Raw genomic sequence first — 22,659 nt, forward strand, 5'->3', positions numbered from 1 at the left:
GGACCGCTCCGATCAGGGCTTGGACGAGGCGCTGGCCATCGGCACGGCCGAGGCGGACGGCGCGGTCGCGGTCGGCGACGTGCCTTCCGCGGGCGGGCCCGGCGGACGGAAGCGCTTGACCTTCTGACCCGGGGTCAGCACATGGGCACCGGCGGTCACCACTTCCATGCCGGGCGCCAGCCCCTGCACGATCAGGTCGTTGCCTTCGGCGCCGACCACCTGCACGGGACGCGGCTGCACCGTCATGGTCTTGCCGTCCAGCAGCATCACGGCACTGCGTCCCTGGATCTCGGCCACGGCACTCAGCGGCAGCTTGATGGCCTGGTCCGACTGCGTGCCGGTGAGCAGCACGGTGGCCGTCTGGCCCAGTCGCACGTCGGCACCCTTGAGTTCGGCCTTGGCCAGGAAGGTGCGGGTCACCGGATCGGCCGACGCTGCCAGTTCGCGCAGCTCGATCGGGCGGGGGGTGTCTTTGGTGTCGGCCCACAGGCGAACGCTCAGGCCGCCTGGACGGGCCGCGGCGGCGCGCACCAGCGGCAACTGGTCTTCCGGCACCGAGAACACGATGTCGCGCGGGCCGTCATTGGCCACCCGCACGATGGGCGTGCCGGCGGCCACCACCATGCCGGGCTCGGCGTCCACGCTGGTCACCACGCCGGCGGTGTCGGACACCAGGGTGGAATATTGCGACTGGTTGCGCTGCACGTCGGACTGGGCACGGGCCTGCTCGTACTGGGCCTGGGCGGCCTTGAAGGCGGCATCCCGGCGATCGAGTTCCGCGGCGCTGATGAAACCCTGCCGGTGCAGGTCGATGTAGCGCTTGTAGTCGGCGCCGAGCTGGTCCCGATTGACCTTGGCGGCCAGCACCGCCGCCTTGGCCGCTTCCTGGGCCAGGATCAGGTCCTGGCTGTCCAGACGCGCCAGCACCTGGCCCGGCTTGACCACCGTGCCCAGGTCCACCTTGCGCTCCAGCAGCTTGCCGCCCACCCGGAACGACAGTCGCGATTCCACCCGGGCCCGCACTTCCGCCGCATATTCGCGCTGCATGCCGGCCGATTGGGCGCTCAGCACCTGGGTGCGCACATAGCGTTCGGGTTCCGGCGGCTGTTCATGCTGGCCGCACGCGACCAGCGCCACCACGGGCAGGGACAGCAACACCCGGCTGAGCAGCCGCGAACCCGACGATACAAGAAACTGATGGGGCATGAAGCACCTCGACGTGAAGGCGGCGCGCCCAGCGAGCCGCCGCTTGCAGTAACTGACTGACCGGTCAGTAATGTATTCAGAGGGTATCCAAGTGTCAAACGCCAGACGGCATCTTCCTCGGCACACCGCTTCGAAGCGCGGACAATGCCGCCCGTGAGCATAGAGCACTACGAAAACTTTCCGGTGGCTTCCTGGCTGTGTCCGCCTGCGCTGCGGCCGCCGATCACCGCCATCTATCACTTCGCCCGGACTGCCGACGATCTGGCCGACGAGGGTGACGCCAGCCCTGCCCAGCGCCTTGCCGACCTGTCCGCCTACCGCGCCGATCTGCGGGCGGTGGTGAACGGCCAGACGCCCTCCCCGCGCTGGGAGCGTCAGGTGTTCCGCGCGCTCCGGGTGGCGCTGGTCGAACACCGGCTGCCGCCCCAGCTCCTGGAAGACCTGCTGGACGCCTTCGAGCAGGACCTGGTGAAAACCTCGTACGCCGACCGCGCCGAACTGCTGGACTACTGCCGCCGCTCCGCCAATCCAGTGGGCCGCCTGCTGCTGCATCTGTACGGCCTGGACGACCCGGTGGCCCTGGCCCGGTCGGACGCCATCTGCAGCGCCCTGCAGCTGATCAACTTCTGGCAGGACTTCACCATCGACGGTCCGCGGGGCCGGGTGTATGCCCCCGAGACCGATCTGCAGCGTCATGGCCTCCAGGGACAGTCACTGTTGGCGCTGCAAGACAGCCCGGCGGCCCGGGCCTTGATCGCCGATCTGTGCGCATGGGCCCACGCACTGATGCTGGAAGGCGCGCCACTGGTGTTTCAACTGCCAGGGCGAGCCGGTTGGGAGCTGCGCTTGGTGGTACAAGGCGGCCTGCGAATTCTTCAGAAACTGGAAGCCATGCACTTTGCTGCCCTGGTGCAACGCCCCCGCCTGCGCGCCCTGGACGCGCCGGCGCTGCTGTGGGCGGCCCTGCGCATGCGGCCTACCGCGCCGCAGGCGGGCACACGGCATCCGGAGATCACCCCATGACCGCGCCCACCGCCCCGTCCACGCCCGAACAGTACGTCCAGCAAAAGGCCGCCCAGAGCGGCTCGAGCTTCTATTACGCCTTCCTGTTCCTGCCCCCACCGCGGCGGGCCGCCATCACGGCGTTCTACGCCTTCTGCCGCGAGGTGGACGATGTGGTGGATGAAGTCTCCGACCCCGGCGTGGCCGCGACCAAGCTGGCCTGGTGGCGCAAGGAGGTGATGGGTGCCTTTGCCGGCCAGCCGCAGCATCCGGCGATGAAGGCCCTGATGCCGCATTGCGCCGATTACGACATCCGGGCCGAACACTGCCTGGCGGTGATCGACGGCTGCCAGATGGACCTGGACCAGACCCGCTACCTGGACTTCGCCGGCCTGCAGCGTTATTGCCACCTGGTGGCCGGTGTCGTGGGGGAAGTGGCCTCGGGCATTTTCGGCCGCCGCGCGGCCAGCACCGTCGCCTACGCCCACAAGCTGGGCCTGGCGATGCAACTGACCAACATCATCCGCGACGTCGGGGACGATGCCCGCCGGGGCCGCATCTACCTGCCGGTGTCGGAGCTGCAGCAGTTCGACGTCAAGGCGCACGAGATCCTCAAGCGTGAAGCGCCCTGGGGCTACAGCGACCGCTTCACCGCGCTCATGAAGTTCCAGGCGGAACGGGCGCATGCGCTGTATGACGAAGCCTTCGGCCTGCTGGCCGAGGAAGACCGCAAGTCGCAGAAGCCGGGCCTGATGATGGCCAACATCTACCGCACGCTGCTGCGGGAGATCGAAGCCGAGAACTTCCAGGTGCTGCATCAGCGGATTTCGCTGACACCGGTGCGCAAGCTCTGGATCGCGATGCGGACCAACTGGCGCGGTCGATGAGCGGCTTGCCGCAGGCTCCAGCCCCGGGCCGGCGCATCGCGGTGATTGGCGGCGGATGGGCCGGCCTGTCCGCGGCACTGCAGGCCAGCGACCTCGGCGCTCACGTCACTCTGCTGGAGATGGCGCCACGGCTGGGGGGACGCGCCCGCAGCCTCGGCGACGGCCCGGACGCCCTGGACAACGGCCAGCACATCCTCATCGGCGCCTACACCCAGAGTCTGGCGCTGATGCGCCGCGTGGGCGTGGACCCCGACCGCGCGCTGCTCCGCACCCGGCTGCGGCTGCGTTATCCGGATCACGACACGCTGACCTTGCCCGGCGGCCCGCCCTGGCTGGCGTTCACTCGCGGCGTGCTGGCTTGCCGCGCCTGGTCCTGGCGCGAGCGGCTGGGCTTCCTGATGCACAGCAGCCGCTGGATGGCCAGCGGGTTTCGCTGCGCGCCTTCGCTGAGCGTGGCGGCATTGACCGCTGCGCTGCCGCCGCGTGTGCGGCAGGACCTGATCGACCCGCTGTGTGTCGCGGCGCTGAACACCCCCGCGTCACAGGCCAGCGCGCAGGTCTTCCTGCGTGTCCTCAAGGACGCCCTCTTCAGTGGCCCGGGCAGCGCGGACCTGCTGCTGCCCAGCCAGGGCCTGAGTGCACTGTTGCCGGAGCCGGCCCGCGCTCATCTGCTGGCTGCGGGTGCCGACTTGCGTACCGCGCGCGTCCAGGCCCTGAGTCGCGAAGGGACTGCGTGGCAGGTCCATACCGCGCAGGAGACGGTGTCCGTGGATGCAGTTGTTCTGGCGACCAGTTCCGTGGAAGCGGCACGCCTGACGCAAACCCTGGCCCCCGACTGGAGCGCCCGCACGGCGGCTTTCGAATTCCAGCCGATCATCACGGTGTACCTGGAAAGCCCGGGCTCCTCGCTGCCGGCGCCGATGGTGGCACTGCATGAATCGGCCAACGAGCCAGCCCAGTTCGCCTTTGACCTGGGCCAACTGGCCCAGCGTCCCGGTCTCTTCAGCTTCGTCATCAGCGGTGCTGCGCCCTGGGTGGCGCGCGGGCTGGAGGCCACCGCCGACGCCACCCTGGCGCAGGCCCGCCGGGCGCTGTCCTGGCACACCCCGCCGCGCCTGCACCGCGTGCTGAGCGAAAAGCGCGCCACCTTCGCCTGCACGCCCGGGCTGCAGCGTCCGCCAGCCGCCCTGCTGCCGGGGCTGGTGGCGGCCGGGGATTATCTGGAAGGCCCCTACCCCGCCACCCTGGAAGGCGCGGTGATGAGCGGCCTGGCCGCCGCGCGTTCCGTCATGCGGTAACGCAGCGCCAGGGCGCACCACTGATGGGCGAAAGCGACGGTGGAGCCCTGGCCCTAGTTTTCGCCATGCGCAACCGAAGGGAAATCCTTCACAATGGCCGCATGAAATCCAAGGAGCTGCAGACCCCCGCGATCCAGGTACTGGAGCGGATGTTCTCCCTGCTGGACGTGCTGGCCCAGCATCAGGACCCGGTGTCGCTGAAGGTGATCAGCGAGACCACCGGCCTGCACCCTTCCACGGCGCACCGCATCCTGAATGACCTGGCCCTGGGCCGGTTTGTCGACCGCCCCGAGGCGGGCAGCTACCGGCTGGGCATGCGCCTGCTGGAGCTGGGCAATCTGGTCAAGGCGCGGCTGGACGTGCGGGAAGCCGCCATCGGCCCGATGCGGGAACTGCACAAGCTCACCCATCAACCGGTCAACCTGTCGGTGCGGCAGGGGGACGAGATCGTCTACATCGAGCGCACCTACAGCGAGCGCTCCGGCATGCAGGTCGTGCGCGCGGTCGGCGGGCGGGCGCCGCTGCATCTCACCTCGGTGGGCAAGCTGTTCCTGGCCAGCGACGATCCGCAGCGGGTGCGTGCCTACGCCACCCGCACCGGCCTGAGCGGCCACACCCGCAACAGCCTCACCGACGTGGCCCTGCTGGAGCGCGAGATGGCGCTGGTGCGGCAACGCGGCGTCGCCCGGGACGACGAGGAACTGGAACTGGGCGTGCGCTGCATGGCGGCCGGCATCTACGACGACCAGGGCAAGCTGGTCGCTGGCCTGTCCATTTCGGCACCGGCGGACCGGCTGGAAGAAGCCTGGATGCCGCGTCTGAAAGAGACCGCCGCGCGGATCTCCGCTGCGCTGGGCTTCCGGGGTTGAACGGCGGGCTTCGGCGCTTCCGCTCCTTGGCTCATCCGCTCCTCAGCGCCTCCGCTGGTCAGCCCTTCACCTCTCAGCCCGGCACCACGCCGCCAGCGTCCAGCGCGGGCGGCCGCAGCAGGTCGGCATCCACGCCCATGATCTCGCTGGCGCGCTCCACCGCCTGCCACAGGTCCGTCGGCATCTGAAGGATGGCCTCGGGCGAATCCGCCTCGGAGATCCACAGGCCGATTTGTTGGTGCTGCTCAGGGGTCAGCAGGTCCAGACTCAGCATTTCATCGATGGTTTTCATGGGAGCTCCTGTGAATCTGGAGGGAGGGGGCGGCCGTGCGCATCGGCGATCAGATGCGGCCCGGGGCCGCGATTGCAAGCTTGGCGGCCCGGCCTGGATGCAAGCAGCATGCCCGGTATGTCATGGGTCGAGAGGGCGGCTTCTGGTCAGGCCCGGAAACAACAAAGCGGGCCGAAGCCCGCTGTGCGTTGCGCGCGAAAGCGCCTTGTGGGTCGGCCGGGTCCATCACCCGGCCCCCACTCATTCACTTCACCGCCGGAGTGATGGCCACGGCCTGGGCCGTCGGCGTCGGCAGGGTCACCGCCGTCGAGGCCGTGATCGCGCCAGCGGGTCCGCCGATGGGAGAGCTGGTGCCCAGCAGCCACTTGCGAACGCGCTCGGCATCGCCGATGCGCGAATACTTGCCGGCCGAATCCAGGAACACCATGATCAGCTTGCGACCGGCCATCTGGGCCTGCATGACCAGGCACTGCCCGGCTTCATTGATGAACCCGGTCTTCTGCAGGCCGATGTCCCAATCCGACTTGCGCACCAGACCGTTGGTGGTGCCAAAACGCACCAGCCGCCGGCCCAGGGCCACGGTGTATTCCGGCGAGGTCGACAGCTCGCGGATCAGCGGAAATTGATGCGCCGTCTTGACCAGCACCGCCAGGTCGCGCGCGCTGGACTGGTTGCGGCTGGACAGGCCGGTGGGCTCCACATAGTGCGTGTCGCCCATGCCCAGCAGTTGCGCCTTGGTGTTCATCGCTGCGACGAAGGTCTCCAGACCGCCGGGGTAGCTGCGCCCGAGTGCATGCGCAGCGCGGTTTTCTGAAGACATCAATGCCAGATGCAGCAACTCACCGCGGGTGAGCGTGGTGCCGACGGCCAGACGCGAGCTGGTGAACTTCTCGGTGTCCTTGTCGTCGTCGGTGATGGTGATCTTTTCTTCCAGGTCCTGCTTGGCCTCGACCACGAGCAACGCCGTCATCAGCTTGGTGATGGACGCGATGGGCAGGACGGCCTGGGGATTCTTGGAGAACAGGACTTCGTTGGTGTCCTGGTCCAGCACGAGGGCAACGCTGGACTTCAGGTCCAGCGGATCTTCCGTGTCATGCAGGCCATACATCTGGCCGAAGGAGGGTTTGGCGGGGACGACCGCCACTTCCCGGGCTGCCGCGCGGGCGGCCACCTTGCGGGGAGAACGCGGGGCCGGCTTGGCCTTGCGCACGCTGGTAGCCTTGGAGGACGCCTTGGTGCTGGCCTTGGAGGCAGTGGCCGCTTCTGCCGACTGAGCGGGCATCAGCGAAACGCAGGCACCCGCGAGCACGAGCACGCCGCCCAGCATGGCGCCGCGCACTCCCCTGAGTGCGCTTTGCACGCCTTGCACGCCGCCACAAACTCCGCCACAGACTCCGCGGTAGGCGGCACCAGACAGCAATATCGCTATGGTCTTCAATCCGGTCCCCAGATCAGTCGGGCCTGAGTGTAGAGGATCGCAGAAAGACCGGCAAGATCAAGGACTTACTTCACGCTCTTAAAGTAAAGAATCCTCGACCGTTTCAGCCCTGGGCCGCGACCCGTTCCGTCCTGCTTTGCAACTTGTTCAACGCGCTCAAATATGCTTTGGCGGAGGCGACGACGATATCAGGATCTGCCCCGACCCCGTTCACCACTCGCCCGGCATGTTGCAACCGCACCGTGACTTCACCCTGCGATTCTGTGCTGCCGCTGGTGATTGCGTTCACTGAATACAGCAGCAATTCGGCACCACTTTGCACTTTGGTCTCGATCGCTCTGAGAACCGCGTCCACCGGGCCGTTGCCGTCGCTCTCGGTGCGCACTTCCTGGTCGCCGTCCGAGAACACCACCTGGGCATGCGGACGCTCGCCGGTTTCGGAGCGCTGGGACAGGGCCACCAGCCGGTAATGCTCCTGCTCGCTGCCGGCGGATTCATCCATCACCAGGGCCAGGATGTCCTCGTCAAAGATCTCGGCCTTGCGGTCGGCCAGGTCCTTGAAGCGCTGGAAGGCCGCATTGACCTCGGCTTCCGACGCCAGTTGCACGCCCAGCTCCTGCAAGCGCTGCTTGAAGGCATTGCGGCCGGACAGCTTGCCCAGCACGATCTTGTTGGCCGCCCAGCCCACATCCTCGGCCCGCATGATCTCGTAGGTGTCACGCGCCTTGAGCACGCCGTCCTGGTGGATGCCGGAGGCATGGGCGAAGGCATTGGCCCCCACCACGGCCTTGTTGGGCTGCACCACGAAGCCGGTGGTCTGCGACACCATGCGGGAGGCCGGCACGATCTGCGACGGATCCACCCGCACGTCCAGCCCGAAATAGTCGCGGCGGGTCTTGACCGCCATCACCACCTCTTCCAGCGAGCAGTTGCCCGCCCGCTCGCCCAGGCCATTGATGGTGCATTCCACCTGACGGGCGCCGCCGATCTTCACCCCGGCGAGGGAATTGGCCACCGCCATGCCCAGGTCGTTGTGGCAGTGCACGCTCCAGATGGCCTGGTCGGAATTGGGCACGCGCTCGCGCAGTTCCTTGATGAAGCTGCCGTAGAGCTCGGGGATGGCATAACCGACGGTGTCGGGGATGTTGATGGTGCGGGCCCCTTCCCGGATGACCGCTTCCACCACCTGCGCCAGGAAGACGGGGTCGGAGCGATAACCGTCTTCGGGTGAGAACTCTATGTCGTCGGTCAGGTTGCGGGCGAAGCGCACCGCCTGAATGGCCTGCTCCAGCACCTGCTCGCGCGTCATGCGCAGCTTCTTCTCCATGTGGAGCTCGCTGGTGGCGATGAAGGTGTGGATGCGGGAGCGGGCCGCGCCCTTGAGCGCCTCGGCGGCGCGGCTGATGTCGCGGTCGTTGGCGCGGGCCAGGGAGCAGACGGTGCTGTCGCGGATGGCCTCGGCGATGGCCTTGACCGCCTCGAAGTCGCCCTGGCTGGCGGCGGCGAAGCCAGCCTCGATCACGTCCACCTTCAATCGCTCGAGTTGCCGCGCGATACGCAGCTTTTCGTCCTTGGTCATGGACGCTCCGGGCGATTGTTCACCGTCGCGCAGGGTGGTGTCGAAGATGATCAATTGCGAGGCAGACATGTCGGGCTTCCTTCAATCAGGGCGCAATCAGGGCGCAATGAGGACGGTCATGCGGACAGAGGGCTCTCACGCCGCCTGCAACCGCACCAGCTTGAGCTGGCCGCGCTGCGCCGCCCGGCGCAAGCCGGAGACGATGGCCTTGAGCGACGCCGATGCGATGTTGCCATCCATGCCGACGCCAAACAAAGTGTGCTCGCCCACCCGCAGTTCCAGATAGGCCACGGCCTGCGCATCCGCGCCGCTGCCCAGTGCATGCTCATGGTAGTCCAGCACCCGCACCTGGGTCTGCAGGACCCGGTTCAGGCCCTCGACAAACGCGTCGATCGGGCCCTTGCCCTGCCCTTGCACCTTGACCATGCGCACGCACAGGTCAGCCTGCGCCACCACCTGCGTCTGCCCGTCCTCGGTGGTGCCGATCTGCGGCTGCAGCGCCGGCGCCTGCTTGACGCCGTATTCCCGGTCGAAGATCTGCCAGAGGTCCGCTGCGCCCAGTTCCTTGCCGTGGGTGTCCATCACCTGCTGCACGATCTGGCTGAATTCGATCTGCAGGCGGCGCGGCAACTCGATGCCGTATTCCGTCTCCAGCAGATAGGAGATGCCGCCCTTGCCGGACTGGCTGTTCACGCGGATGACCGCTTCGTAGCTGCGGCCCAGGTCCTTGGGGTCGATCGGCAGGTAGGGGATCTCCCAGACGTCGCCGTCCTTGCGGACCGAGAAGGCCTTCTTGATGGCGTCCTGGTGCGAGCCGGAGAACGAGGTGTAGACCAGCTCCCCGACATACGGGTGGCGCGGATGCACCGGCAGTTGGTTGCAATGCTCGACGCAGCGGCGGATGTCGTCGATGTCGGAGAAGTCCAGATTGGGGTGAACGCCCTGGGTGTAGAGGTTCAGGGCCACGTTGACCAGGTCCAGGTTGCCGGTGCGCTCGCCGTTGCCGAACAGGCAGCCTTCCACGCGGTCCGCACCGGCCATCAGGGCCAGCTCGGCGGCGGCGGTGCCGGTACCGCGGTCGTTGTGGGGGTGGACCGACAGGATCACGCTGTCACGCCGCTCGATGTTGCGGACCATCCACTCGATCATGTCGGCAAAGCAGTTGGGCGTGGCGTTCTCGACGGTGGTGGGCAGGTTGATGATCACCTTGCGCTCGGGCGTGGCCCCCCAGGCCTCGGTCACCGCATCCACCACCCGCTTGGAGAAGGCCAGCTCGGTGTTGGAGAACATCTCCGGCGAATATTCATAACCGAACTCGGTTTCGGGATGCGCCGCCACCAGGTCGCGAATCATGCGGGTGTGGGTGACGGCCAGGTCCACGATCTGGTCTTCGTCCATGCCCAGCACCACGCGGCGCATCACCGGCGCCACGGCGTTGTAGAGGTGCACGACAGCCCGCTTGGCGCCCTTGAGCGACTCGAAGGTCCGCTCGATCAGGGGCTGGCGGGCCTGCGTCAGCACCTGGATGGTCACGTCGTCGGGGATGTGGCCCTGCTCGATGAGCAGGCGCACGAAATCAAAGTCGGTCTGGGAGGCCGAGGGGAACCCGACCTCGATCTCCTTGAAGCCGATGCGCACCAGCATCTGGAACATGCGCAGCTTGCGCTCCGGGTCCATTGGCTCGATCAGGGCCTGGTTGCCGTCCCGCAGGTCGGTGCTCAGCCACAGCGGCGCCTTCGTGATCTGCACGCTGGGCCAGCGGCGATCAGGGAGTTCGATAGGGGCGAAGGCGCGGTACTTGAGGTGCGGTTGCTTGAGCATGGGCGTTCCTGGGGGTCAGGGTCGCAACTCGCAGCCTTTGGAAATGAACAACGGCCCGCTGCGGGTTGCATTCGGGCCGTTGATCTGGGGGAGACGTCTGGTGGTGCAGGGACGTGCGCGATCTAGCGAACCCGGAGGTCGCTTCGTAGTAGCAGCGCAATGTGTGCAGAGAACGTCATGGGCATTGAATATAGGGGCCGTGCCTTGGCGCCGTCAACGGCCAAAACCGGCATCCGGGCGGATTCGCGTCAAAGACGGGCCGCCCAGCCTTCGTCAGCGATGAAGCCCGGCTTCATCCGGCTCGTCGGTGGAGGTGGCGATCACGCTGACCGGCTTGCCCTTGGCCCGCTTGACGGCGTAGACCACGTAGCCGGAGACCCCATACAGGCAGAACACGGCAAACAGCACCGACGGCGGATGGATGTTGATCACCGCGATGGCCAGGGCAATGGCCACGATCACGATGAAGGGCACCGAGCGCTTGAAGCTCACATCCTTGAAGCTGTAGAACGGGGCGTTGGTCACCATCGTCAGGCCCGCATACACGGTGAAGCCGAAGGCCACCCAGGCCAGGACCGGATCCTGGTAGACCAGCTTGTAGCCGGCATCGTCCATCACCCAGATGAAGCCCACCACCAGCGCGGCAGCCGCCGGGCTGGGCACGCCCTGGAAGAAGCGGCGATCCACGACGGCCAGGTTGGTGTTGAACCGGGCCAGGCGCAGGGCGGCGCCGGCGATGTAGACGAAGGCGGCGAACCAGCCCCACTTGCCTAGGCCCTGCAGGGCCCAGGAATACATGATCAGCGCGGGCGCGGCCCCGAAGGAGACCATGTCGGACAGGCTGTCCATCTGCTCCCCGAAGGTGCTCTGGGTATTGGTCATCCGGGCGACACGGCCGTCCAGACTGTCCAGCACCATGGCGGCGAAGATGCCGTAAGCGGACTGCTCGAAACGTCCGCTGATGGCCATGACGATGGCATAGAAGCCACTGAACAGCGCGGCCAGCGTGAACAGGTTGGGCAGGATGTAGATGCCCTTGCGGCGGCGGCGTGGCGACTCCAGGACCTCGGCATCTGCCTCCTCGTCCTCGTCCAACAGATCCGCCTTGTTGTTCTGCGATGCATTCATGGGCCCGGAGGATACCTCAGCGGTCCATGAGAAAAGCCGCCCGAGGCCCTGCCCCGCGCGGCTTTTGACCGAGGTTACACCCCGGAAACACCCCCTTGTCGGGGGCTTAGTTCTTGCTCTTGTCCACCAGCTTGTTGGCCTTGATCCAGGGCATCATGGCGCGCAGCTGCTCGCCCACCTGCTCGATCGGATGCTCGGCCGTCAGGCGGCGGCGGCTGATCAGGGTCGGGGCGCCGGCCTTGTTCTCCAGGATGAAGCTCTTGGCGTATTCACCGGTCTGGATGTCCTTCAGGCACTGGCGCATCGCGTCCTTGGTGGCCGAGGTCACCACGCGCGGGCCGGTCACGTACTCGCCATACTCCGCGTTGTTGGAGATGGAGTAGTTCATGTTGCCGATGCCGCCTTCATAGATCAGGTCCACGATCAGCTTGAGCTCGTGCAGGCATTCGAAGTAGGCCATTTCCGGCGCATAACCGGCTTCGACCAGGGTCTCGAAACCCGCCTTGATCAGCTCGACGGTGCCGCCGCACAGCACGGCCTGCTCGCCGAACAGGTCGGTTTCGGTCTCTTCACGGAAGCTGGTCTGGATGATGCCGGCCTTGCCGCCGCCATTGGCCGCCGCATAGCTCAGGGCCAGGTCGCGCGCCTTGCCGGTCTTGTCGGCATACACGGCGATCAGGTGCGGCACGCCGCCACCCTGCTTGTAGGTATTGCGCACGGTGTGGCCCGGGGCCTTGGGCGCCACCATCCACACGTCCAGGTCCTCGCGGGGCTGGACCTGACCATAGTGCACATTGAAGCCGTGGGCGAAAGCCAGCGACGCACCGGCCTTGATGTTGGGCTCGACGTCCTTCTTGTAGACGTCGGCGATCTGCTCGTCCGGCAGCAGGATCATGACCACGTCCGCCGCCTTCACCGCGTCGGCGATCTCGGCCACCTTCAGGCCGGCGCCTTCCGCCTTTGCCCAGGAAGCGCCGCCCCGGCGCAGACCCACGGTGACCTTCACACCGCTTTCGTTCAGGTTCTGGGCATGGGCGTGGCCTTGTGAGCCATAACCGATGATGGTGACGTTCTTGCCCTTGATCAGGCTCAGGTCAGCGTCCTTGTCGTAGTAGACGTTCATGGTGGGTTCTCCAGGGGTTCTGCGGCTGTTGGCCGGGGCAAAAAATCAGGAATGGGATGAAAACGATCGATCGGGTGCGCCGTCTGAGTGGACTCAGACGCGCAGGATCCGCTCGCCGCGGCCGATGCCGCTGGTGCCGGTGCGGACCGTCTCCAGGATGGAGGCGCGGTCGATCGCATCGATGAAGGCATCGAGCTTGGAGGCGTCGCCGGTCAGCTCGATGGTGTAGGTTTTCTCGGTCACGTCGATGATGTGGCCGCGGAAGATGTCGGCGGTGCGCTTCATTTCCTCGCGCTCCTTGCCGACCGCCCTCACCTTGATCAGCATCAGCTCGCGCTCGATGTAGCGGCCTTCGGTCAGGTCCACCACCTTGACCACTTCGATCAGGCGGTTCAGATGCTTGGTGATCTGCTCGATCACGTCGTCGCTGCCGCTGGTCACGATGGTCATGCGGGACAGCGACGCGTCTTCGGTGGGCGCCACCGTCAGGCTCTCGATGTTGTAGCCGCGGGCGGAGAACAGGGCCACCACGCGTGACAGCGCGCCCGGCTCGTTCTCGATGAGCAATGCAATGATGTGTTTCATGACGTTTGTCCTTCGCGCTCTTCAGACCGGCGGCGGTAACCGACGGCCCTTGGCCACGGGGTCAAAGACAGGGGAGGCTCGGGGGGTCGCTCCGGGCGTTGGCGGCTTGGGGCGGGGGTCGCCGGTCACGCGGTAACGTGTCCGGCGCCACGCGCCTGCGGCCGCCGCCGCGTCAGAGGTCTTCCGATCCGAGCAGCATTTCCGACAGGCCCTTGCCCGCCTGGACCATCGGCCAGACGTTCTCGGTCGGGTCGGTCCGCACGTCCAGGAAGACGGTGCGGTCCTTCAGGCGGATGGCTTCGCGCAGCGCGCCTTCCACATCGGACGGCTTCTCCACCAGCAGGCCCACATGCCCGTAGGCTTCGGCCAGCTTGACGAAGTCGGGCAGCGCATCCATGTAGCTGTGCGAGTAGCGCTTGCCATAGTCCAGTTCCTGCCACTGCCGCACCATGCCGAGGTAGCGGTTGTTCAGGGAGACCACCTTCACAGGGGTCTTGTACTGCTGGCAGGTGGACAGCTCCTGGATGCACATCTGGATGGAGCCTTCGCCGGTGATGCAAAACACATCCGACTCCGGCTTGGCCAGCTTGATGCCCATCGCATACGGCAGGCCCACGCCCATCGTGCCCAGGCCGCCGGAGTTGATCCAGCGACGCGGTTCGTCAAAGCGGTAGAACTGGGCGGCCCACATCTGGTGCTGGCCCACATCGGAGGTGATGTAGGTGTCCCGCTCGTGGGTGAGGTTCCACAGCGTTTCCAGCACGAATTGCGGCTTGATGACTTCGCTGGACTGCTTGTAGGCCAGGCAGTCGCGCTTGCGCCAGTCGTTGATCTGGTTCCACCAGGCGTTCAGCGCCTCGGCGTCCGGACGGGCCTGGGCTTCGCGGATCTGGGCGATCAGCTCCTGCAGCACGTCCTTGACGTCGCCCACGATGGGGATGTCCACCCGCACCCGCTTGGAGATGGAGGACGGGTCGATGTCCACGTGGATGATCTTGCGATCCACCGACGCGAAATGCTTGGGATTGCCAATCACCCGGTCATCGAAGCGGGCGCCGACGGCCAGCAGCACATCGCAGTGCTGCATGGTCATGTTGGCCTCGTAGGTGCCATGCATGCCGGGCATGCCCAGGAAACGCGGATCGGTGCCGGGCATGGCGCCCAGCCCCATCAGGGTGTTGGTGCAGGGGAAGCCGACCAGGTCCACCAGCTGGCGCAGTTCCGCCGTGGCTTCGCCCAGGATGACGCCGCCGCCGGTATAGATATACGGACGCTTGGCCGTCATCAACAGCTGGACCGCCTTGCGGATCTGGCCGCTGTGCCCCTTCTTGACCGGGTTGTAGGAGCGCATCTCCACACGGTCGGGGTAGCTGAACGGCGCGCGGGCGACCGACACATCCTTGGGGATGTCCACCACCACCGGGCCCGGGCGGCCGGTGCGGGCGATGTGGAAGGCCTTCTTGAGCGTCATGGCCAGGTCGCGCACATCCTTGACCAGGAAGTTGTGCTTGACGATGGGCCGGGTGATGCCGACGGTGTCGCATTCCTGGAAGGCGTCCAGGCCGATGGCCGGCGTGGGCACCTGTCCGGTGATGATCACCATCGGGATGGAATCCATGTAGGCCGTGGCAATGCCGGTGATGGCATTGGTCACGCCGGGCCCGGAGGTCACCAGCGCCACGCCCACCTCGCCGGTGGCGCGTGCATACCCGTCGGCGGCATGCACGGCAGCCTGCTCATGACGGACCAGCACATGCTGGATGGCGTCCTGCTTGTAGAGCGCGTCGTAGATGTAGAGGACGGCGCCGCCTGGATAGCCCCAAAGGAACTTCACGCCTTCATGCTGAAGGCTTTGAACCAGGATTTCGGAACCGTTCAGCTCCTGGGGACCAGGGCCGGAAGGATGCCCTGAAGAAGGGCCGGAAGAAGAATGCGGCTGTGAGCGAGCTTCCGAGATCGCTGCACGTTTGGTGTCCGCGGCAGACATTTCCATATGTCGAACCTCTGAGATTTTCTCTGACGAAAAACCATCGGTGCTCCTCCTCTCACTCTTGTGAAGCGGACTCGGAACGGCGCGGTCAAAAATCAGGAGGCCCGGGTCGGGCAACCTGCTTGAGACCCATACTGCGTGGTACGAGCGAAGATTATGCATGGAAACCCCCACCGGAGCCTTTGCGGGAGCCGAAGGCTCACCCCCGGTGAACGGCTGATCTCCGTGCGTCACCCGCCGCTGCGCGAAGCCTGGTCGATGCCATCCCATGGAGCATCGGCGGCGGTCAAGGCCTGCGGCGGCCTGCAGGTGCGGCCGCCAGAGCCCGGTCGCAGTGACAAAAACCACAGTCCGACACCCCGCTGGCGAGGGGGGACACCCAGATGAAGGCGGTCGCGCCGCACTGGCCGTGTCGGCAATGCAATAATCCGCGGCGTTTTGCCAGCCCGACCGCCACCGCGTGGCGACAGCCCTTGGCCACAGACAAAGAACTCAACGATTTTCTGAAGACGGTAGACAAACGTGCCTTCAAACGCACGGTCTATCTCGTACGGGATGAGGATGCGGCGCTGGACATCGTCCAGGACGCCATGATCAGGCTGGCCGAAAAATATTTCGACCGGCCGGCCGAGGAACTGCCCATGCTGTTCCAGCGCATCCTCTCCAATGCGACGATGGACCACTTCCGTCGGCAGAAGACCCGCAATGCGGTCTTCAGCAACCTGTCCGACTTTGAAGGGTCGGACCCGTCGGACGACTTCGACCTGCTGGAAAGCCTGGAATCGCAGGATGGCGCGATGGGTGCGCTGTCGGCTGCGGACGAAGTTTCCCGGGGTCAGATCCTGGCCCTGATCGACGAAGAAGTATCAGCGCTGCCCGCGCGTCAACGGGAAGCCTTTTTGCTGCGTTACTGGGAAGAACTCGATGTTGCGGAAACGGCCGCGGTCATGGGCTGCTCGGAGGGCAGTGTGAAAACACACTGCTCCCGCGCTGTGCATGCGCTGGCCAAAACGCTCAAAGCCAAGGGAATTACGCTATGAACAAGACCTCGCCGCCGACGGCCCTCCCGCAGGAGCTGGACGCTCGCATGGCCCGTTTTGGCCTGCGGGTGTCGGCCGGGCTGACCGAACATAGCAACTCCCTGTCGGGTGATATTCAGGAACGGCTGCGCTTTGCCCGTGAGCAAGCGCTCGCCAAAGCCGTGGCTGCACGGGCGGCCCAGCCGGCCGTCGCTGCTCCCTCGGTGCAGGCCACTGGCGGCGGCACGCTGGCACTGGGCGGCGGAGATCGCACGCCGCGCTGGCTCAAAGCCGCCGCGCTGCTGCCCATCGCGCTGCTGGTGGGCGGCCTGCTGCTGATCCAGCACAGCCAGTGGTATGAGCAGATCCGCAGCGCCGCCGAGCTGGACACCGACCTGCTGTCCAAGCCGCTGCCGCCGGCCGCCTACAGCGATCCGGGTTTCCGTGAATACCTGAACGAAAACCAGGCCGACCCCAACAATCCGAGCGACCCCAACGCCGAAGAGACCAAAGAGTGAGGTCGCTGCCCCTGGATCTGGCGCCGCTGGCCCTGGCTGCTGCGGCCCTGCTGTCTGCGCTGACGCTGGCACCGGCCGCTCATGCGCAGAGCCTGCCCACGGCTGGGGCTTCGTCCCCGGCGGAAGCGGCCGCTCCGGCGGCTTCTTCCGCAGTACTTTCGCCCGCGCACCCTGCCAGCGCCGTCAAGACCGCCGCCAGCGGTGCGACCGGCGCCGGCCCCACCAGCCTGCTCAGTCCCAGCTGGGCCTCCCTGACGCCCGCGCAGAAGGAGTGCCTCGCACCGCTGCAACCGGAATGGGACCGGCTGGACAGCGCGCTCAAGGGCAAGTGGCTGGAAATCGCGGCCCGTTATCCCAAGTTGTCCCCCGAACATCAGCAGCGCCTGCGTGAACGCATGGTGGCCTGGACCCGCCTGAGCCCGGCCGAGCGCCAGAAGGCCCGCATCGGCTACCAGCATGCCGGCGACCTGCGCTCGGAAGAGCAGGCTTCGCGCCTTCAGGCCAAGTGGGAGGCCTACCAGGCCTTGTCGCCGGAAATGCGTCAGCGTCTGGCCGAGCGCGCCGCGGAAAAGGCTTCCGGCCACCGCCCCGGCAAGGAAAGTGCGGCCCTGCCGGCCGATGCCGCGCCCGGCAAGTCCGCCGCCCTGCTCGCCCCGCCGCCCGCCGCCGGTCTTCCGCCGGCGCTGACCCTGAGCAATTCCGGCCCGACGGTGCTGCTGGCCCGGCCCGGCGCCACGACCGTGCTGCTGACCCAGCGCCCCCCCGCCCCGCTGACGGGTGCGGCGGCCCTGAGCGGTCCGGTCGGTGCCGCGGTGGGAGGGACGGTGCGTCCCCTACGCTCCCCGCGCGAAGGACATCTGAATCCGCAAACCTTGCTGCCGCAGCCGGCAGCCAGCCGTCAGGCGGACGAGTCCAGCCGCTAAACTGGCCGGATGACGCAGTTGCAAGACACCGCTCCGCCCAGCCTCCGGCGGCGAATGGCCGCCTTCCTCTACGAAGGCGTATTGCTGTTCGGCGTCGTGGTGCTGACGGCGCTCATCTATTCGCCCCTGACCAACCAGCGCCATGCCCTCAAGGGCCAGCACGGCCTTCAGGCCGCCTGCTTCGTGGTCATCGGGCTGTATTTCATCTGGTTCTGGTGCCGAGGCGGACAGACGCTCGCCCAGAAGACCTGGCATCTGCGACTGGTGGACCTCAAAGGCGCCCCGGTCAGCCCCTGGCGGGCCCTGCTGCGGTATCTGCTGGCCTGGCTGTGGTTCATGCCGGCACTGGTCACCATCGGCCTGATGGGCTGGACCCACAGCCCCGGCGCGCTCTGGTCGGCGGTACTGGGCGGCATGGCGGCCTACCTGCTGATTGCGCGGCTGCATCCGCGCCGGCAGTTCCTGCATGACGTGCTCGCCGGCACGCAGATCATCACCCAACGACCGGTCCCTCGACCCAAGCCGGGTTCAGCCCCCGTGGGCGACCCGTCCTGACCCGTCCTGACCTTCCCTGCCCGTTCTCGACCGACGACATGAGCAATCCCCACAAGGGCCGCACCGGCCTGGACCGCATCCTGCATGCGGCCGGTTATTCCTGGGCGGGCCTGCGCGCCGCCTACCAGGGCGAAAGCGCCTTCCGCCAGGAGATCTGGCTCACCCTCATCGCCACGCCACTGGCCTTCTGGCTGGGGCGGGACTGGGTGCAGGTGGCCCTGCTGCTGGGGTCGCTGGTGCTGGTGCTGATCGTGGAGCTGCTCAATTCAGCGGTGGAAGCGGCGATTGACCGCGTGTCCTTCGAGCTGCATGAGCTGTCCAAGCGCGCCAAGGACATTGCCAGCGCAGCAGTGCTGCTGGCCTTGCTGCTGTGCGGCGGCATCTGGATCGCCGCGGTGTGGCAACACGTGGCCCCGCGGCTTTAAGCGGACAGGTCGGAGCGGCAGATGGAGCGTCGGCCGCCGCCACAGGCTGCGTGACGACGCTCGATGAAGATCAGACCGCGGCTTCGTCCTCTTCACCCGTGCGGATGCGGATCACCTGCTCCACCGGGGTCACGAAGATCTTGCCGTCGCCGATCTTGCCGGTCTTGGCGGCCTTGAGGATGGCGTCGATGCTGCGCTCGACGTCTTCGTCCTTGACCACCACCTCCACCTTCACCTTGGGCAGGAAGTCCACGACGTATTCCGCGCCGCGGTAGAGCTCGGTGTGACCTTTCTGGCGGCCAAACCCCTTGACCTCGGTGACGGTGAGGCCGGACGCGCCGACTTCTGCCAGGGCTTCACGGACTTCGTCGAGCTTGAACGGTTTGATGATGGCGGTGATCTGTTTCATCGCGGACTCCGGGAGAGGGAAGAACTGTCTGTGATTTAAGCACGGAACCCCGCCGAAACCATCCCCCGTTGCGCTGCCTCTCCACCAGATAGCGCGCCGGACAGCGAGTCAGTCCGGAATCCGGTCCAGGTCGGCCAGCCAGACGGTGGCTTCCGAGTCGCTGGGCGCGCGCCAGTCTCCGCGCGGCGACAGGGAGCCGCCGCTGCCCACCTTGGGTGCATTGGGCACGCAGCTGCGCTTGAACTGGCTGCCCTTGAAGAACCGCTGCACAAAGATGCGCAGCACGCGCTTGATCTCCGGCAGCGGATATTCATTGCGGCGCACATGCTCGCCGTCCGGCCAGTCGCCGCGGCTGCGGTCGCCCCAGGCATGGCGCGCCAGGAAGGCAATCTTGGCGGGCGAACAGCCCTGGCGGATGGTGTAGAAAAGATTGAAGTCCTGCAGCTCGTAGGGGCCAATGGTCGACTCGGTGCTTTGCAGGCCGCTGCTGCTCTTGCCGTCCTGCGGCACCAGTTCCGGGCTGATCTCTGTGCCCAGGATGTCCAGCAGCACCGTCCTGCCCTGCGGTCCCAGTTGCTCGGTCTCCGCCACCCAGCGCACCAGGTACTGGATCAAGGTCTTGGGCACCGATGCATTCACGTTGTAGTGGGACATGTGGTCCCCCACGCCGTAGGTGCACCATCCCAGGGCCAGCTCGCTCAGGTCGCCGGTGCCCAGCACCAGGGCGCCGGTGTGGTTGGCCAGGCGGAACAGATGGCTGGTGCGCTCACCGGCCTGGACGTTTTCGAAGGTGACGTCATAGACCGCCTCGCCCTTGGCATAGGGATGCCCCAGGTCGGCCAGCATCTGGGTGCAACTGGGGCGGATGTCGATCTCGCGCGCTTCGCAGCCGATGGCGGCCATCAGGCGCATGGCCTGGTCGCGGGTGCGGGTGCTGGTGGCAAAGCCCGGCATGGTCACGCCCAGGATGTTGCTGCGGGGCCAGCCCATCAGGTCCATCGCCCGGGCGGCGACCAGCAGCGCATGCGTCGAGTCCAGGCCCCCGGACACGCCCAGCACCAGCTTGTGGATGCCGCTGGAGACCAGTCGCTGCACCAGCGCCTGCACCTGGATGTTGAACACCTCGTTGCAGCGCTCGTCGCGACGGGTGCGGTCCGATGGCACGTAAGGGAAGCGCTCGATGCGGCGTCGCAGCGGCAGGGGCTGTGTCAGGTCCAGGCCCAGTTCGGTGCGCACGGTGCGGAAGTCCTTCAGCAGCGCGGCATGGTGGCGCACCGAGTCGCCAAAGCTGGTCTGCCGCATGCGCTCGCGGGAGAGTCGTTCCAGATCGACATCGGCGGTCAGGAGTTGGGAGCGGCGCACGAACCGATCGGCTTCGCTGAGCAGGGTGCCGTTTTCGTAGATGAGGGCCTGACCATCCCAGGCCAGGTCGGTGCTGGACTCCCCTGCGCCGGCCGAGGTGTAGACATAAGCGGCCAGGCAACGCGCCGACTGCTGAGACACCAATTGATGCCGGTAGCCCGCCTTGCCCACCGTCACGTTGGAGGCCGACAGGTTCACCAGCACGGTGGCACCGGCCAGGGCGGCATACGACGACGGCGGGATGGGGGTCCACACGTCCTCGCAGATTTCCACATGCACCCGCAGCAGCGGCAGGTCCTGCGCCTGCACGACCAGCCGTGTGCCGAAGGGCACCTGCTGGCCCAGCAGGTCGATCTCGGTGCTCAGCGCTTCGTCCGCCGCGTTGAACTGGCGGGCTTCGTAGAACTCGCCGTAGTTGGGCAGGTAGGTCTTGGGCCAGACGGCCAGCAGGCGACCGCGCTGCAGCGCAACGGCGCAGTTGAAGAGTCGGTGGTCCACCCGCAGCGGCAGGCCGACGATGGCCAGGGTGGGCAGGTCGCGGGAGACCTCCAGCAGATGCGACAGCGCCGCTTCACAGCCGTCGAGCAGCGCACGCTGATGGAACAGGTCGTCGCTGGTGTAGGCGGCCAGGCCCAGTTCGGGGAAGGCGACCAGGGCCGCGCCGTCCTTGGCGGCCTGCTGCATCAGTTCGGCGGTCTGTGCCGCGTTGTAGGCGGGATCGGCCACGCGGCAGACCGGCACACCCACGGCCAGCCGGGCGAAATCGTGCAGATAGAGGTTGTCGAAGCTGCCCGGGCGGGTGGGAGACCCTTGCGCCGAGCCAGTGGAGGGAAACGTCGCTTGCATGGTCAGCATCCTGCCATCAAAGCGCAGGGTTTTGGGTTGGCCCTAAGATTTCGCCACACTCGCACTGCTGCATGACCACTACCCCTTCCGCTGCCCCCCTCATCCGGGTCGATGATGATCTGTCCGAACTTCCGCTCGATGCGTGGAACGGGCTGCTCGCGGCTTCCCCGCTGCCCTCCCCTTTCATGCGCCTGGAGTACCTGCGCGCGATGCAGGCGTCCGGGTCGGCGGTCCCCAAGACCGGCTGGCAGGCCCAGTTCCTGAGCGTCTGGGAGGGGGATCAGCTCATTGCGGCCTGCCCGGCCTACCTCAAGAGCCACTCCTACGGCGAATACGTCTTCGACTGGGCCTGGGCCGACGCCTACCAGCGGCACGGGTTGGACTACTACCCCAAGCTGCTGGTGGCCGTGCCCTTCACACCGGTGCCGGGCAGCCGCCTGCTGGCCCGGGACCAGGACGCCCGCGCCTGGCTGGTGAAAGGCCTGAGGGCCCTGACGCAGCGACTGGAACTCTCCTCGGTGCATGTGCTGTTCGGCGATCAGCAGGACCAGGCCGCGCTGGCGCAGGACGGCTGGCTGGCCCGCCAGCAGGTGCAGTTCCACTGGACGGGGGACGGCACGCCGCGCAGCTTTGCCGACTACCTGCAGACGCTTCAGCGGGAAAAGCGCAAGAAGATCCAGCAGGAGCAGCGCAAGGTGGCCGAGGCGGGTATCCGCTTCGAGGCCTTGCGCGGCAGCGCCATCACGCCCGAGGACTGGGACTTCTTCTACGAGTGCTACACGCTCACCTATCTGGCGCACCGCAACAAGCCTTATCTCAAGCGGGACTTCTTTGCCCGCATGGCGGCGGACCTGCCGGCGCACTGGCTGATGTTCATGGCGCGGGATGAGCAGGGCGAGCGGGTGGCTGCGTCGCTGGTGGCCTTGGATGAAGGTCAGCGGGCGGCCTATGGACGCTATTGGGGGGCCACTCGCTACATCCCCAACCTGCACTTTGATGCCTGCTACTACCAGCCGCTGGCCTGGTGCCTGGCCCAGGGCTGGCACCGTTTCGAAGGCGGCGCGCAGGGCGAGCACAAGATGGCGCGGGGCCTGCTGCCGGTGGCCACCCATTCTTCGCACTGGCTGGCCCATCCGCAGTTCCGCGAGGCGGTGGCGGAGTTCCTCGCCAGGGAGGGCGATGCGATGGGGGAATACATCGACGAGCTGGAGCGGCATCAGCCGTTCAAGGCGGGGTCGGGCCCTCATCCGGAGAGCGCCTGACCGGTGCTTCTCATCCACACGTTTCGCTGACCCGTCCTGAACTACGTTGACAGTCCCGGACGGTTGTAAAGGTCGGCGTCAGCCAACCAACTGCGCCCGATGCACAGCATCGGGCGTTTGCA

At 66.7% G+C, this 22,659-nt stretch carries 21 protein-coding genes; 10 read left to right on the forward strand and 11 right to left on the reverse strand.

What is annotated here, in order from left to right; translation table 11 throughout:
- Positions 1–12 precede the first annotated feature (12 nt).
- Positions 13–1,206, reverse strand: a complete 1,194-nt coding sequence (locus DES44_RS24150) for an efflux RND transporter periplasmic adaptor subunit (protein ID WP_058934309.1) — start codon at positions 1,204–1,206, stop codon at positions 13–15.
- 144 nt (positions 1,207–1,350) lie between these two features.
- Here DES44_RS24150 and hpnC point away from each other — a divergent pair, with 144 nt between their 5' ends.
- The 4 genes from hpnC (at position 1,351) to DES44_RS24170 (ending at position 5,262) form a co-directional block, all read left to right on the forward strand.
- The gene (hpnC, locus tag DES44_RS24155) at positions 1,351–2,229 is read left to right on the forward strand and encodes a squalene synthase HpnC (RefSeq protein ID WP_058934308.1); all 879 of its coding nucleotides are present in this window, start codon (positions 1,351–1,353) and stop codon (positions 2,227–2,229) included.
- Positions 2,226–3,095, forward strand: a complete 870-nt coding sequence (gene hpnD, locus DES44_RS24160) for a presqualene diphosphate synthase HpnD (protein WP_058934307.1) — start codon at positions 2,226–2,228, stop codon at positions 3,093–3,095. Before hpnC ends, hpnD begins: the two co-directional genes overlap by 4 nt.
- Positions 3,092–4,393 (forward strand): hydroxysqualene dehydroxylase HpnE, encoded by a 1,302-nt coding sequence (hpnE, locus tag DES44_RS24165; RefSeq protein ID WP_058934306.1) that lies wholly within the window; start codon positions 3,092–3,094, stop codon positions 4,391–4,393. The genes hpnD and hpnE overlap by 4 nt, the downstream gene beginning before the upstream one ends.
- Positions 4,394–4,494: 101 nt before the next feature.
- Positions 4,495–5,262 (forward strand): IclR family transcriptional regulator, encoded by a 768-nt coding sequence (locus DES44_RS24170; protein ID WP_058934305.1) that lies wholly within the window; start codon positions 4,495–4,497, stop codon positions 5,260–5,262.
- 73 nt (positions 5,263–5,335) lie between these two features.
- On the opposite strand, the gene DES44_RS24175 is transcribed toward DES44_RS24170, so the two are convergent.
- The 8 genes from DES44_RS24175 to DES44_RS24210 form a co-directional block, all read right to left on the reverse strand.
- Positions 5,336–5,554 (reverse strand): hypothetical protein, encoded by a 219-nt coding sequence (locus tag DES44_RS24175; protein WP_058934304.1) that lies wholly within the window; start codon positions 5,552–5,554, stop codon positions 5,336–5,338.
- A gap of 244 nt (positions 5,555–5,798) precedes the next feature.
- Positions 5,799–6,836: a D-alanyl-D-alanine endopeptidase gene (gene pbpG, locus DES44_RS24180; protein ID WP_375137578.1), complete on the reverse strand. Its 1,038-nt coding sequence runs from the start codon at positions 6,834–6,836 to the stop codon at positions 5,799–5,801.
- A 259-nt stretch (positions 6,837–7,095) separates the two neighbouring features.
- Entirely contained in the window at positions 7,096–8,640 is a 1,545-nt protein-coding gene (locus DES44_RS24185; protein WP_058934303.1) for a 2-isopropylmalate synthase, read from the reverse strand.
- Between the two features lie 66 nt (positions 8,641–8,706).
- Entirely contained in the window at positions 8,707–10,392 is a 1,686-nt protein-coding gene (gene leuA / locus DES44_RS24190; protein WP_058934302.1) for a 2-isopropylmalate synthase, read from the reverse strand.
- 273 nt (positions 10,393–10,665) lie between these two features.
- Positions 10,666–11,520 (reverse strand): CDP-diacylglycerol--serine O-phosphatidyltransferase, encoded by an 855-nt coding sequence (pssA, locus tag DES44_RS24195; protein ID WP_058934301.1) that lies wholly within the window; start codon positions 11,518–11,520, stop codon positions 10,666–10,668.
- A gap of 106 nt (positions 11,521–11,626) precedes the next feature.
- Positions 11,627–12,643: a ketol-acid reductoisomerase gene (ilvC, locus tag DES44_RS24200; RefSeq protein ID WP_058934300.1), complete on the reverse strand. Its 1,017-nt coding sequence runs from the start codon at positions 12,641–12,643 to the stop codon at positions 11,627–11,629.
- Positions 12,644–12,736: 93 nt separating this feature from the next.
- Positions 12,737–13,228 carry an acetolactate synthase small subunit gene (gene ilvN, locus DES44_RS24205; protein WP_058934299.1) on the reverse strand — a complete coding sequence of 164 codons (492 nt, stop codon included), beginning with the start codon at positions 13,226–13,228 and terminating at the stop codon, positions 12,737–12,739.
- A gap of 172 nt (positions 13,229–13,400) precedes the next feature.
- A complete protein-coding gene (locus DES44_RS24210) occupies positions 13,401–15,221 on the reverse strand; it encodes an acetolactate synthase 3 catalytic subunit (protein WP_058934298.1) in 1,821 nt (606 codons plus the stop codon).
- A gap of 470 nt (positions 15,222–15,691) precedes the next feature.
- On the opposite strand from DES44_RS24210, the gene DES44_RS24215 reads away from it, so the two are divergent.
- The 5 genes from DES44_RS24215 to DES44_RS24235 are packed head-to-tail and all read left to right on the forward strand — an operon-like array spanning position 15,692 to position 18,658.
- Positions 15,692–16,258, forward strand: coding sequence for an RNA polymerase sigma factor (locus DES44_RS24215; RefSeq protein WP_058934297.1), 567 nt, complete (start codon positions 15,692–15,694; stop codon positions 16,256–16,258).
- Positions 16,255–16,755, forward strand: a complete 501-nt coding sequence (locus DES44_RS24220) for a DUF3619 family protein (protein WP_058934296.1) — start codon at positions 16,255–16,257, stop codon at positions 16,753–16,755. The genes DES44_RS24215 and DES44_RS24220 overlap by 4 nt, the downstream gene beginning before the upstream one ends.
- Positions 16,752–17,678, forward strand: a complete 927-nt coding sequence (locus DES44_RS24225) for a DUF3106 domain-containing protein (RefSeq protein WP_058934295.1) — start codon at positions 16,752–16,754, stop codon at positions 17,676–17,678. The genes DES44_RS24220 and DES44_RS24225 overlap by 4 nt, the downstream gene beginning before the upstream one ends.
- 9 nt (positions 17,679–17,687) lie before the next feature.
- On the forward strand, positions 17,688–18,233 hold the full coding sequence (locus tag DES44_RS24230; RefSeq protein ID WP_116001926.1) for an RDD family protein: 546 nt from the start codon (positions 17,688–17,690) through the stop codon (positions 18,231–18,233).
- 38 nt (positions 18,234–18,271) lie between these two features.
- Complete coding sequence (locus tag DES44_RS24235) at positions 18,272–18,658, forward strand: diacylglycerol kinase (protein ID WP_058934293.1); 387 nt, start codon at positions 18,272–18,274, stop codon at positions 18,656–18,658.
- A 70-nt stretch (positions 18,659–18,728) separates the two neighbouring features.
- On the opposite strand, the gene DES44_RS24240 is transcribed toward DES44_RS24235, so the two are convergent.
- Together DES44_RS24240 and DES44_RS24245 are read right to left on the reverse strand one after the other, a co-directional pair.
- Positions 18,729–19,067 carry a P-II family nitrogen regulator gene (locus tag DES44_RS24240; protein WP_058934292.1) on the reverse strand — a complete coding sequence of 113 codons (339 nt, stop codon included), beginning with the start codon at positions 19,065–19,067 and terminating at the stop codon, positions 18,729–18,731.
- 108 nt (positions 19,068–19,175) lie between these two features.
- Positions 19,176–21,275 carry an NAD(+) synthase gene (locus tag DES44_RS24245; protein ID WP_058937267.1) on the reverse strand — a complete coding sequence of 700 codons (2,100 nt, stop codon included), beginning with the start codon at positions 21,273–21,275 and terminating at the stop codon, positions 19,176–19,178.
- 71 nt (positions 21,276–21,346) lie between these two features.
- Between DES44_RS24245 and DES44_RS24250 the strand changes: the two genes are divergently transcribed.
- Positions 21,347–22,537 carry a GNAT family N-acetyltransferase gene (locus DES44_RS24250; protein WP_058934291.1) on the forward strand — a complete coding sequence of 397 codons (1,191 nt, stop codon included), beginning with the start codon at positions 21,347–21,349 and terminating at the stop codon, positions 22,535–22,537.
- Positions 22,538–22,659: the final 122 nt, after the last annotated feature.

Source organism: Roseateles depolymerans (assembly GCF_003387155.1).
Classification (GTDB): domain Bacteria; phylum Pseudomonadota; class Gammaproteobacteria; order Burkholderiales; family Burkholderiaceae_C; genus Roseateles; species Roseateles depolymerans.